Origin of the sequence: Parvibaculum sp., assembly GCF_035511255.1 — a bacterium.
GTDB lineage: Bacteria > Pseudomonadota > Alphaproteobacteria > Parvibaculales > Parvibaculaceae > Parvibaculum.
Window position 1 is genome coordinate 1 of the sequence record NZ_DATKFR010000155.1, and the last position, 12252, is coordinate 12252.

Annotated in this window: 13 protein-coding genes and 1 pseudogene; 8 read left to right on the plus strand and 6 right to left on the minus strand. The window is 64.0% G+C overall.

From position 1 onward, the window contains the following. Positions 1 to 217 precede the first annotated feature (217 nt). Positions 218 to 655 (plus strand): molybdopterin synthase catalytic subunit MoaE, encoded by a 438-nt coding sequence (gene moaE / locus VMR03_RS05540; protein ID WP_325403071.1) that lies wholly within the window; start codon positions 218 to 220, stop codon positions 653 to 655. A 120-nt stretch (positions 656 to 775) separates the two neighbouring features. Here moaE and VMR03_RS05545 read toward each other — a convergent pair whose 3' ends face one another. After that, positions 776 to 1672: a branched-chain amino acid aminotransferase gene (locus VMR03_RS05545; RefSeq protein ID WP_325403073.1), complete on the minus strand. Its 897-nt coding sequence runs from the start codon at positions 1670 to 1672 to the stop codon at positions 776 to 778. 188 nt (positions 1673 to 1860) lie between these two features. On the opposite strand from VMR03_RS05545, the gene VMR03_RS05550 reads away from it, so the two are divergent. The 3 genes from VMR03_RS05550 (at position 1861) to VMR03_RS05560 (ending at position 4545) form a co-directional block, all read left to right on the plus strand. Next, positions 1861 to 2424 carry a MarR family transcriptional regulator gene (locus VMR03_RS05550; protein WP_325403075.1) on the plus strand — a complete coding sequence of 188 codons (564 nt, stop codon included), beginning with the start codon at positions 1861 to 1863 and terminating at the stop codon, positions 2422 to 2424. A gap of 2 nt (positions 2425 to 2426) precedes the next feature. After that, on the plus strand, positions 2427 to 3152 hold the full coding sequence (locus VMR03_RS05555) for a response regulator (protein ID WP_325403076.1): 726 nt from the start codon (positions 2427 to 2429) through the stop codon (positions 3150 to 3152). A 67-nt stretch (positions 3153 to 3219) separates the two neighbouring features. Continuing rightward, positions 3220 to 4545, plus strand: coding sequence for an ATP-binding protein (locus VMR03_RS05560; RefSeq protein ID WP_325403078.1), 1326 nt, complete (start codon positions 3220 to 3222; stop codon positions 4543 to 4545). Positions 4546 to 4578: 33 nt separating this feature from the next. Here the strand turns inward: VMR03_RS05560 and VMR03_RS05565 are convergent, their stop codons facing one another. The 5 genes from VMR03_RS05565 to VMR03_RS05585 form a co-directional block, all read right to left on the minus strand. Beyond that, a complete protein-coding gene (locus tag VMR03_RS05565; protein WP_325403080.1) occupies positions 4579 to 5199 on the minus strand; it encodes a TetR family transcriptional regulator in 621 nt (206 codons plus the stop codon). 35 nt (positions 5200 to 5234) lie between these two features. After that, positions 5235 to 5462, minus strand: a complete 228-nt coding sequence (locus VMR03_RS05570; RefSeq protein WP_325403095.1) for a hypothetical protein — start codon at positions 5460 to 5462, stop codon at positions 5235 to 5237. A gap of 3 nt (positions 5463 to 5465) precedes the next feature. Next, a complete protein-coding gene (proC, locus tag VMR03_RS05575; protein WP_325403082.1) occupies positions 5466 to 6293 on the minus strand; it encodes a pyrroline-5-carboxylate reductase in 828 nt (275 codons plus the stop codon). Positions 6294 to 6332: 39 nt separating this feature from the next. Next, positions 6333 to 6836, minus strand: a complete 504-nt coding sequence (locus tag VMR03_RS05580; protein ID WP_325403084.1) for a YbjN domain-containing protein — start codon at positions 6834 to 6836, stop codon at positions 6333 to 6335. 159 nt (positions 6837 to 6995) lie between these two features. Beyond that, positions 6996 to 7310: an accessory factor UbiK family protein gene (locus VMR03_RS05585; RefSeq protein ID WP_325403087.1), complete on the minus strand. Its 315-nt coding sequence runs from the start codon at positions 7308 to 7310 to the stop codon at positions 6996 to 6998. A 208-nt stretch (positions 7311 to 7518) separates the two neighbouring features. On the opposite strand from VMR03_RS05585, the gene VMR03_RS05590 reads away from it, so the two are divergent. From VMR03_RS05590 to VMR03_RS05605, 4 genes and pseudogenes are all read left to right on the plus strand, one after another. Continuing rightward, entirely contained in the window at positions 7519 to 10194 is a 2676-nt protein-coding gene (locus VMR03_RS05590; RefSeq protein WP_325403089.1) for a cation-transporting P-type ATPase, read from the plus strand. Between the two features lie 69 nt (positions 10195 to 10263). Further along, entirely contained in the window at positions 10264 to 11148 is an 885-nt protein-coding gene (locus VMR03_RS05595) for a universal stress protein (RefSeq protein WP_325403091.1), read from the plus strand. Between the two features lie 99 nt (positions 11149 to 11247). Next, positions 11248 to 12111 carry a prolipoprotein diacylglyceryl transferase gene (gene lgt, locus VMR03_RS05600; protein WP_325403093.1) on the plus strand — a complete coding sequence of 288 codons (864 nt, stop codon included), beginning with the start codon at positions 11248 to 11250 and terminating at the stop codon, positions 12109 to 12111. A gap of 1 nt (position 12112) precedes the next feature. After that, positions 12113 to 12252 (plus strand): annotated as a pseudogene (locus VMR03_RS05605) (class I SAM-dependent methyltransferase); the annotation flags it as partial.

Here is a 12252-nt window from a genome sequence, read left to right on the forward strand (position 1 = left end):
GATCGCGGGGGCGCGGGAGATCGCATTCTTTCCGCCGGTGACGGGGGGCTGAGATGATCGTTGGATCTTTACAATTTTTTACCTCCCCCCTTGAGGGGGAGGTCGAACGGCGAAGCCGTTCGGGCGGGGGGGCTTCTTCGGAAAAACGTCTTTCTTTCTGGCGGCCCACCCCCCTCCCAACCCTCCCCCTCAAGGGGGGAGGGCTTCAGAGGCAGTCATGATCAGGGTGCAGGAGCAGGATTTCGACATCGGCGCGGAGATTGCAAACCTCACACGCGGCCGCACCGATATCGGCGCGGTCGTAACCTTTTCCGGCATCGTCCGCGACGTGGCGCTCGAACTCGAACATTATCCGGGCATGACGGAGCGCGAACTCGGCCGCATCGAGGATGAGGCGCATGAGCGCTGGACGCTGCAGGCAAGCCTCATCGTCCACCGCATCGGCAAGCTCGCGCCCGGCGACAATATCGTTCTGGTCGTCACGGCCTCCGCCCATCGCGGCGACGCCTTCGCCGCCGCCGAATTCCTGATGGACTATCTGAAAACCCGCGCGCCCTTCTGGAAACGCGAAGCGGGCCCGGAGGGCGAGCGCTGGGTCGAGGCGCGGGGAAGCGACGACGACGCGGCGAAGAGGTGGGACAAGAAAAGCGGCTGAGTTTCCCCAGCCGCTTTTGTTTTTCCCGTCATTGCGAGCGTCAGCGAAGCAATCCAGAGGCATCAAGCGAGAACTGGATTGCTTCGTCGGCTTGCGCCTCCTCGCAATGACACGTAGCCCTCACGCGCTTGCGTGGACGCGGATGTCGCGGCGCACGGTCGCGATGTAGTCGTCAAAAAGCGTTGCCGTGATCTGACCCGGCGTGAAGCGGTGCGGGCCAATCTCGCCGACCGGTGTCACTTCCGCCGCCGAGCCCGTGATGAAGCATTCGGAGAAGGTCGTGAGCTCTTCCGGCATGATGTGACGTTCGATCAGTTCGTAGCCGCGCTTTTCGGCAAGGTCGATCACCGTCTGGCGCGTGATCCCGTTGAGGAAGCAATCGGCGAGCGGCGTATGGATGACGCCATCCTTCACGAAGAAGATGTTGGCGCCGGTCGCTTCGGCGACATAGCCGCGATAGTCGAGCATCATCGCATCGGCATAGCCCCTGGCCTCGGCAGCGTGCTTGGAGATGGTGCAGATCATGTAGAGGCCGGCGGCCTTGGCATGGGACGGCGCCGTCTCCGGCGAGGGACGCCTGTACTGCGCCATGTCGAGGCGGATGCCCTTCTTGCGCTGCTCGGGGTCGAAATAGGAGGGCCACTCCCAGGCGGCGACCGCGAAGTTGATCTTGTTCTTCTGCGCGGACACGCCCATCGCCTCGCTGCCGCGCCAGGCGATCGGGCGGACATAGCCGTCGACAAGCTTCTGCGCCTTGAGCGCGGCCCGGCAGGCCTCGTCGATCTCCTCGACCGAATAGGGAATCTTGAAGCCGAGAATATCGGCCGAATTGATCAGGCGCTCGGAATGCTCGCGCAGCTTGAAGATTTCGCCGCTATAGGCCCGGCATCCCTCGAATACCGCGCTCCCGTAATGGAGGCCGTGAGTCAGCACATGGATCTTGGCGTCCGCCCAGGGAACGAGTTCGCCGTTGAACCAGATGAAACCGTCGCGTTTGTCGAAAGGGATGTCTGCCATGTGCGTGTTCCTGTATCGCCGCCCTGCTCGCCTGAAGTTTCCTGAAGGCCACTTTGCCCCCGTTAAAGCTTGGCGAAAACATATAGAATTCAGAGATTCGACCGGGCCCGATTTGTCCGGTCTTCCGGGCGGCTGAAGGGACGCTAGCATGGCGACGAAAAATATGTCAACATGGCTGACATAAATTTATGAGCGACATAAAGACCATCGGAAAGGCGCGATCCGCCGCCATCGAGCCGGGCAAGGGGACGAGGACGCCCGCCCCTGCCGTGCGCCCCGCCGGGTCGGGGGAGGCCGATCGGCGCCTGATCGAGGCGATCGAGCTTCTGTTCTTCGGCTATCGCGATTTCGTCAGCGAGCCGGATACGATCCTCGGTGCCTATGAGTTCGGGCGCGCCCATCACAGGGTCGTCCATTTCGTCGGCCGCAATCCGGGCATGACGGTTGCCGAGCTCCTCGACATTTTGCGCATCACCAAACAGAGCCTGGCGCGCGTCCTGCGCCAGTTGATCGAACGCGGCTTCATCGAGCAGAAGACCGGGGAGACGGACCGCCGCCAGCGGCGGCTTTATCTCACCGGCGCGGGTGCCGAACTATGGGACCGCCTCGCGGTGCCGCAGAAGGAGCGCGTGCGAAAGGCGCTGGCCGCCGCCGGCCCCCACGGTGAAGCGGCATGGCGCGACATCATGCTGGCGCTGATCGACGAGGAGCATCGACCCGACGTCGAACAGATCATCAACCGGGAGCCGTGAGCATGTCCCACACGGCCGACGATCAACAGAAGACGCAAGCCGGCGCGCCGATCCCCGACGAAGACGCCGCGCATATCCTCGTGATCGACGACGACCGGCGCATCCGCGAATTGCTGAAGCGCTATCTCGCCGACCATGGCTATCGCGTCACCACGGCCGAGAATGCGGCAGAGGCGCGGGCGAAACTCGCCGGCCTCGCCTTCGATCTTCTCGTCGTCGACGTCATGATGCCGGGCGAAAGCGGCGTCGAACTCACCACCTCTCTCCGCCGCTCCTCCTCGGTCCCCATCCTGATGCTGACCGCGCGCGGCGAGACCGAAGACAGAATTCAGGGCCTCGAAAGCGGCGCCGACGACTATCTTTCCAAACCCTTCGAGCCGCGCGAATTGCTGCTGCGTATCGGCACGATCCTGCGCCGCTCCCGGGCGCCCGGCGGGCGCAACGAGGAGATCGCCCTGGGCGATTGCCGCTTCAACGTCACACGCGGGGAACTGAAGCGCGGCGAGGAGCTGATCCGGCTGACGACGCGCGAAGTGCAGTTGATGCGCATCTTCTCGACGCATCCGGGGCAAACGCTGTCGCGGCTCGACCTTTGCGACGACGAGGCCGCCGAGCGCTCGATCGACGTGCAGATCAACCGACTCAGACGCAAGATCGAAACCGATCCCCGCAATCCGACCTATCTGCAGACGGTGCGCGGCGAAGGCTACGTGCTGATGCCGGACTGACAATCGGCCGGCGAAACCCCATATAATGGCGGCTCCCGACACAGACAGCCGCCCGAGACAGAAATTCATGCCGTTCCGGCCGTTCACGACCCTGAAGCGTCTGATGCCGACCGGCCTCTACGGCCGGTCGCTCATCATCATCGTCGCACCGATGGTGATCCTGCAGGCCTTCGTCACCTATGTCTTCATGGATCGGCACTGGCAGATGGTGACCGAGCGCCTGTCGCAGAACACGATCTCCGACGTCGCGCTTCTGCTGTCGGAATATGAGCAGAACCCGACGGCAGAGACGGCGGCGCAGATTTCGGCGCGGGCGAACACTTTCCTCTCCATGTCGGTCGCGTTCCTGCCCGGGGAAAAACTGCCGACCACGTCCTCGACGCAATACGGCCTTCTCGACCGTTCTCTATCCGATGAAATCCGTACACAAATCAATCGACCGTTCTGGATCAATACCGAACAATATAGCGACTATGTCGACATCCGCATCGCCTACCCCGGCGGCGTGATGCGCGCGCTCGCGCTCCGCAGCCATGTCTATGCGGCCAACTCGCATATCTTCATCGCCTGGATGGTCGGTGCGTCGCTCGTGCTGCTGACAGTCGCGATCCTCTTTCTGCGAAACCAGATCAGGCCCATCGAGCGTCTGGCGGAGGCGGCGGAGGATTTCGGCATGGGCCGCGACGTGCCGAGCTTCAAGCCGCAGGGAGCTTCTGAAGTACGGCGCGCCGCCGTCGCCTTCCTTGAAATGCGCGAGCGCATCAGACGCCAGATCGAGCAGCGGACGGCAATGCTCGCCGGCGTCAGCCACGACCTCAGGACGCCGCTGACGCGGTTCAAGCTGCAACTCGCCATGCTGCGCGACACGCCGGAGACCGAGGAATTGAGGGCCGACGTGCGCGAGATGGAGCGCATGCTGGAAGATTATCTCGACTTCACGCGCGGCCATCAGCGCGAGGCCTCGGAACTCACCGAACTCGGCGACCTGCTTGCCGAAATCAAGAACGACGCCGAACGCAAAGGCCATAGCGTCGCCCTTCAGCTTCATGGCGATCTCGTCCTTCCGCTCCGGCGCAACGCCTTCAAGCGTTGCCTCACCAACATCATCGACAATGCCGGCAAATATGCGCGCCATGTCTGGGTAACGGCGGTGCGCGACGAGGACGATATCGACATCGTGGTCGACGACGACGGCGCGGGCATTCCGGAAGACCAGCTCGAAGAGGTCTTCCGTCCCTTCTACCGGCTCGACGCGGCGCGCAATCTCGACGCGGGTGGAACAGGGCTCGGCCTCGCCATCGCGCGCGACATCGCACGCGGACATGGCGGCGACGTACAACTTTCGAAGAGCCCCATGGGCGGCCTTCGCGCCGTCATCCACGTGCCGGTGTGACGAGCCCTCTCCCGCAAAGCGGGAGCGGCGATCTCATGCGGCAACGTCCTCCTTGCGGCGAGGTCCGGCGCGCGAGATGCGCTTCATAATTCCTTCCGCCTGCCTGAGCCGCCGGTCGAGCTCGGCCATGGTCTTCGCCTGATCCTCGCCATCGTCGAGCCAGACGCGGAAGACGGCCACCCAGATCAAGGCGAGGCCGCAGACCCGCAGGGCACCGCGCAGACCGGATGAATCGAAGCCCGCCGCTTCGAGCATCCAGCCGAGCGACTGCAGCGCCGGGCGCAGCATCGTCCCCGCAGCCAGAGGATCGCGGGCGAGATCCTGCGCGATGCGTTTCAGGGCCGGCTTTCGCGGCGCGAGCGCGTCGAAGCGCAGCATCAGCACATCGAAGAGGCGGTCGCGCGGGTTTTCGCTTTCGAGATTTTCGGCCTCGGCGGCGGCGAGCACATCCGCATCGATGCGTCGCGTCCATGCCGCAAGGATCGCGGATTTCGAATGAAAGAGTTTTGCGAGGTCCGGGAGGCTCACCTTCGCGGCGGCCGCGATATCGGCCAGCGCAAGATCCTGCCAGCCGCGCGTCGCGGCGAGCTTCAGCGCGGCTTCGACGATCCTGTCTTCAGGCGTGGATCGGGGCGACGATTGCTTGCGGGCCATTGTCCTAATCTCCTCATGCCGGAGAAGATAGGCATTCAGGCCGGAAGACGCCACCAGCGCCTGACCGCGACGACGACCCAGATCCCCTCGACGATGCCGAAGGGCCAGGCGCCCTGCAGAAAGCCATAGAGCGAGGCAAGCCCGCAGCCACCCGCGAAGCCCAGCACGAACCAGCGGCTGCGATCTTCGAGCGCGTAGCAGAGAAGCATCACAGTGACGGCGAAGAGGCCGAAAAGCGACAGCGGATCGAAGAGCGCATCCACGGCCTACTGACCGAGTTCGCGGGAACGGTCGCGGGCGGCGGCCGTGGCGCGGCGGAGAAGCGGCGAGAGCCCGCCCTCGCCCATCAGCACGTCGAGCGCCGCGGCCGTCGTACCGCCCGGCGAGGTGACGTTTTTGCGCAACGTCGACGGCTCATCGTCGAGCCGATGAAGCATTTCGCCCGCCCCCGAAACGGTCGCGCGCGCAAGGCGGAGCGCAAGCGCCGGCTCGAGGCCGAGCGCCTCGCCGGCCGCCGCGAGGCATTCGGCCAGATAGAAGACGTAGGCCGGGCCGGAGCCCGAGATAGCGGTCACGGCGTCGATCAATGGTTCGCTCTCGACCCAGTCGACATCGCCCACGGCGGCCAGAAGTTCGCTCGCAAGCGCCTGCTGTTCGGGCGAAACGAGCGCATTGGCGCAGGCGACCGTCATGCCGCGACCGACGGAAGCCGGCGTATTCGGCATGGCGCGCACGATGCGGGCTTCGGCACCCAGCAGCTCCTTCAGCCTGTGGAGGCTCGTGCCTGCCGCAATCGAGATGAAGAGCGCATCGGGCACGACCAGAGGTGCGAGATCGGGCAGCACCTGGTCCATCAGCTGCGGCTTCACGGCGAGCAGCACGACGGAGGGCTTGCGCGCGGCAAGGTCGTCGATGGCGGCGTTGAGGTGCACGCCGGCACCGAGGATGAATTTCGCAGCCTCGTCCGAGGGCGACGGGTCGCGCACGAAGACCTGCTTCGGCGACAATCCATCCGCGAGCCAGCCGGACAGAAGAGCGCCGCCCATCTTGCCGGCGCCGACAAGAACGAGCGGTCGTTGCAACTTCAATGTCATTTCAGAAACCGTCTCAAACTGCGGGCGAAACCCACATGCTCAGGCATTGCCCCGTGTCTCGAACATCGCCGCCGCGATCGCCTCTTCGGCGGACTTCCCGGCCCAGAGCACGAACTGGATCGCCGGGTAATACCGCTCGCAGGCCTCGACCGCCAGCCGCAGCAGCGCCTCGCACTGTTCCGGCGTCGCGGTCGCCCCGCCGCAAAGCAACAGGCTGTTCCGATAGAGAAGCACGCCCTCTTCCGACCAGAGATCGAAATGGCCGGACCAGAGTTGTTCGTTGATGAGTGTCAGCAGGTGCCGGATCTGCGGCCGCTTGTCGTAGGGCACGCGGATGTCGAGCGTCGTCGCCACATGAAGACCGGAGAGGTCGTTGCGCCAGTTCAGGGAAATCTGGTGATCGCGCCATTCGCCCGCAACGCAGATCGTCAACTCATCCTCGTGGCTGCGCTCGAAAATCCAGTCACGGATCGAAGCCACCTGCTCCAGCAGATCGAGGGGATTTGGATCGAACTCGTCGGCTTCAACGAGAGAAGCAGTCATTCTGTACCCCGACTCGGCAGCCTCTTCGGCAGGCCCGAAACGCTACATATTGTAGGCTGCGACCTCCTGCCCCACCATCCCAACGTGACGCATGTCTTGAGTCGGCGCAACCCTCGGGGGCGCGGCGGGGCCGAAAAAGCCGGGGATTAAACGGGCAGGCTATTCGCCGTCATTGGCCCCTTCGGGGGCCTCGGCGGGCCTGGCCTTCGAGGCCGCTTTTGCCTTCCGGGCGAGTTGGGCTTCCAGCGCCTCGACACGGAGTTTCAGGGCCTCGTTCTCCTCGCGGGCAAGGGCCGCCATGGCCCGGACGACCTCGAACTCCTCGCGAGGGACCAGATCGAGGTCGGCGACCAGCCGCTCCGCCTGGGAGCGGATCACCGTTTCGACCTCCTGACGCACACCCTGGGCCGCGCCGGCGGCATTGGTGAACAGCCGGGCAATCTCGTCGAAAACGCGGTTCTGCGTCTGGGTCATGTCGCTCTCCTAACTCTCGGGCCGCCGAACATAACTCCTCGGGCAGCAAAAATCGAACGGGTCAATTTGTCCGGTTTTCCTCGAGCCGGCCCGTTGTACGATACTGAAAATCAGTCTTAGGAAAGGCCAGCACATCCAGATAACCGCATCGACACGACCGGCGCATGACGCTTCTGGAGCTCTTTCATCGCAACGAGCCTGGTATGCCGTGCCGGAGGACCAGCTTTTCAGTGCCTTCGGCACAAGCCCCGACGGCCTTACGGCGGAGGAGGCCGCGGGCCGGCTGGCCACCCAGGGCCCCAATTCCCTTCCCGAAGCCCCGCGCCGTCACCCTCTTCTGCGCTTCCTGGCGCAGTTCAACAACACGCTCATCTACTTCCTTCTCGCATCGGCGGTGGCGGCCTGGAGTCTCGGCCACCATGTGGACGCCGCCGTGATCGTCGCCGTGGTCATGGTCAACGCGATCGTCGGCTTCGTTCAGGAGGACAAGGCCGAGAAGGCGCTCAGTGCCATCAGAAAGATGATATCGCCGCTCGCCACCGTGCGGCGGAACGGTCATCGGGCGACCGTTCCCGTCGCCGAGGTCGTGCCCGGCGATGTCGTCTTCATCGAGGCGGGCGATCGCGTTCCTGCCGACATCCGGCTGATCCGAGCGCGCGGCCTTCTCATCGACGAGTCGATGCTGACCGGCGAATCCGTGGTCGCGGAAAAGACCGACGCCATCGTCGCGGAGGATGCACCGCTCGGCGACCGCGTATGCATGGGGTTTTCAGGAACACTGGTTGCCGCCGGACAGGGAACCGGCGTCGCCGTTGCAACGGGCTCGCGAACCGAGATCGGCCATATCAGCACGCTCATCGAAGGCGTGAAGGAACTCACAACGCCCCTGCTGCGGCAGATCAACCGGTTCGGCCAGCGATTCACATGGGTCGCCATCCTCGCGGCCATTCTCCTTTTCGCCTTCGCGACATTGGTGCGCGGCTTTGCCTGGGCGGACGCGTTGATCGCCGTCGTGGCGCTTGCGGTCGGCGTCGTGCCGGAGGGGCTGCCCGCCGTCATCACCATCACGCTTGCGATCGGCGTCCAGCGCATGGCCGCGCGCAGCGCCGTCATCCGCCATCTTCCCGCGGTGGAAACGCTCGGCGCCACCTCCGTCATCTGCTCCGACAAAACCGGCACACTCACGCGCAACGAAATGACGGTGCGGCGGATCATCACCGCCGATCATGCGATTCTCGTGGGCGGCTCCGGTTACGAGCCCGAGGGCGAGTTGACGGCGGAAGGAAAGGACGAAGACGTCGCCGCGCTGGCAGCAGCCATGCCGCTCATCCGCGCCGGCCTCCTCTGCAACGACGCCCGCCTGCACCATACCGACAGGCAATGGCTCGTCGACGGGGACCCGATGGAAGGCGCGCTGGTTGCGCTTGCGATGAAGGCGGGGCTCAATCCCGAACATCTCAGGTCGGAATGGCCTCGTTCGGATGAAATTCCCTTCGACGCACAACACCGCTTCATGGCGACCAGCCATGGTTCAAGCGCGGATGGACGGGAGATCTTCGTCAAGGGCGCACCGGAACGCATCTTCGCCATGTGCGACATGCAGGCGACAACGGCCGGTGCCCGACCGTTCGACCTTGCCTACTGGACCGACAAAACCACGCTCGCCGCTTCCGATGGCGAGCGTGTGCTGGCTTTTGCCGTCAAAACCCCGGTCCATTCCGGGAACCGGCTTTCCTTTGGAGACGTGGAGCACGGCCTCACCCTGCTCGGCATCGCGGGCTTCATCGACCCGCCGCGCGACGAGGTTGTGCAGGCTATCGCCGAATGCCATTCCGCCGGCATCGCGGTAAAAATGATCACCGGCGATCACGCCGCGACAGCCGCCGCCATCGCACGGCAACTCGGCCTGACGGAACGGCCGGACGTCGTCAGCGGCGCAGATATCGACCGGACGCCGGACGAGAAACTCGCGGAGCTTGCGGTTCATACCGAGGTCTTCGCCCGGACAAGTCCCGAACATAAGTTGCGTATCGTACGGGCGCTGCAATCCACCGGCGCCGTGGTCGCTATGACCGGAGATGGCGTCAACGACGCGCCGGCGCTGAAACAGGCCGATGTCGGCGTCGCCATGGGCAGGAAAGGAACGGAGGCGGCCAAGGAAGCCGCGCAGATGGTCCTCGTCGACGACAATTTCGTTTCCATCGTCGCGGCCGTGCATGAAGGCCGTACCGTCTACGACAATATCCGCAAGGTCATTTCCTGGACAGTTCCCACGAATGGCGGCGAGGCGCTGACGGTGATCGTCGCCATCCTTTTCGGCTTCATCATGCCGATGACACCCGTCCAAATTCTATGGATCAACCTCATCACCTCGGTCACCCTTGGCCTTGCGCTGGCGTTCGAGCCGCCGGAGCGCGATGTCATGCGCCGGCCGCCGAGATCCGCCCGAGCGCCGCTGCTCTCTCCGTTCCTGGTCTGGCGCGTCGTCGTCGTTTCCCTGCTCTTCGCGATCGGCGCGCTCGGCATCTTCTTTCAAGCGATGGCGCGAGATATCGACGTAGAGACGGCACGGACCATGGTGGTCAACGTCATCGTCGTCTTCGAGATCTTCTATCTTTTCAGCGTGCGCTATCTCCACATGACGTCGTTCACATGGCGCGGCGCATTGGGCACGCCCGCCGTCCTGCTCGCGCTCGCAGCCGTCGTCGCCGCGCAATTCGCCTTTACCTATGCGCCGTTCATGCAGGACCTCTTCGAGACGCGCCCGTTGGGGATTGTCGACGGTCTTCTCATCGTCGCCGCGGGCGTGCTGCTCATGGTCCTTCTGGAAATCGAGAAGGCACTTCTGCGTCGGTTCAGGATTTTCGGCGACGCGGAACCGTAGTTGACCGGTATCAAGGAACGCGCGCATCGAACAGGAAAGGATTAAGACATGACGGAAGCGAGCAGAATCATGACCCGCCCTCGTAGAATCCTTCTGGCGACGGATTTGAGCGCTCGCTGCGACCGCGCCCTCGACCGCGCCGCGAATCTCGCGGCGACATGGCAGGCAGAACTGATCGCGGTTCACGCTCTGGAGCGCGCATCGAATTACGCAAGCGCAAGGGAACACTCTCTTCCGAGCTGGCGGCGCCCTCCCGACATGAAAGCCGTCGTCGAGCAGCAATTGCGGCGCGACATGCTGCAGGCGGCGCCGAATGTCACAGCCATCGTCGAAGAAGGCGAGCCCTCCGATGTCATCTTGAGAACCGCCGCGAAGTATCAATGCGAGCTCATCGTCACCGGCATCGCGCGCGATGAAACGCTTGGGCGTTTCGGTCTCGGCGCGACGGTCGACCGCTTGCTGAAACGGTCGCGAGTCCCCCTGCTAATCGTCAAGCAGCGTGTCCGAGGACCTTACGGCAACATTCTGGTGACGACCGATCTTTCGGAATCCTCAAGGCACGCCCTCAGGGGGGCGATGGGTTTTTTTCCCGATCACCGGCTCAGCATTCTTCATGCCTTCGATCCGCCCATGGCGGGCATGACCGGCGATCCTGCGCGTTACCGTGAAGACTACAAGGACATGATCGCGGGCGACTACCAGACCTTTCTCGACGAAACGGGACTGGCGCCCGAACAGGCCCGAAACTTCCACCATCTCGTCGAATATGGGCACCCGAGCCTTCTGGTCAGGCAATATGCGACCGATCGCGGCGTCGATCTGGTCGTCCTCGGCACACACGGCAGAAGTGGATTTCTGGACATTCTCATTGGCAGCACGGCCAAGGAAATCCTGTCTGAATTGTCATGTGACGCGCTTGTGATCCGCGAACCCAGGGCCGTTGTCGAAAGCTAGGGAAACAGTCGCATCGCGACCGTGACGCCGCCGCGCGGCTTGACACCCGAGCGGCGGCGGTGACACTGGCCCGGCATTCCGCGCCCACGACGAGGCCCTATGACCGGCATTCCCTTTCCCAACATCGATCCGGTTCTCATCCATATCGGACCGCTGGCGATCCGCTGGTATGCGCTTGCCTATATCGCGGGGCTGGTGCTCGGCTGGCGTTATATCCTCGGCATGATCGATACGCCGAAGCTTTGGACGGGGTCGGCGCCGATCACCAAGCTCGAGATCGACGACGCGCTGCTCTGGGCGGCGCTCGGCGTCATCCTCGGCGGACGGATCGGCTACGTCTTCGTCTATAATTTCGATTACTACAGTAGCCATCCGGCGGAGATCTTCACCGTCTGGCAGGGCGGCATGAGCTTTCACGGCGGCGCCTTCGGGGTGCTCGTCGCACTGGCGATCTTCGCGCGGCGGCGCAACATTCCGATGCTGACGCTGATGGACCTCGTCAGCGCGGCGCAGCCCATCGGGCAGTTCTTCGGCCGCATCGCCAACTTCATCAATTCCGAACTCTGGGGCCGGCCGACAGACATGCCCTGGGGCGTCGTCTTCCCGAATGGCGGTCCCATGCCTCGCCATCCAAGCCAGCTCTACGAGGCCGCGCTCGAAGGCATCGTGCTCTTTCTCGTTCTCCGGCTACTCACGCATCGCTTCAAGCTGCTGCAACGGCCCGGCACGATCATGGGCGTCTTCATCATGGGCTATGGCGTTTCCCGCGTGATCGTCGAATTCTTCCGCGAGCCGGATGTACAAGTCGGCTATCTCTACGGCGGCTGGCTCACCATGGGCATGGTGCTGTCGATCCCGATGATCCTGATCGGCGCGCTCATCGTCTGGAAGGCGCCGGCGCTTTCGGAATGGCTCTCGCCGCGCGCGACCGCGCCGAAGCAGCCGGCGGCGAAGCGCAAGTAACATGACCGAACTCGCGCGCCACATCGCGCGCCTGATCGCGGCGACGGGGCCGATCCCGGTGTCGCACTACATGGCGCTGGCGCTCGGCCATCCCGAGCACGGCTACTACATGACACGCGATCCGCTCGGCGCCGGCGGCGA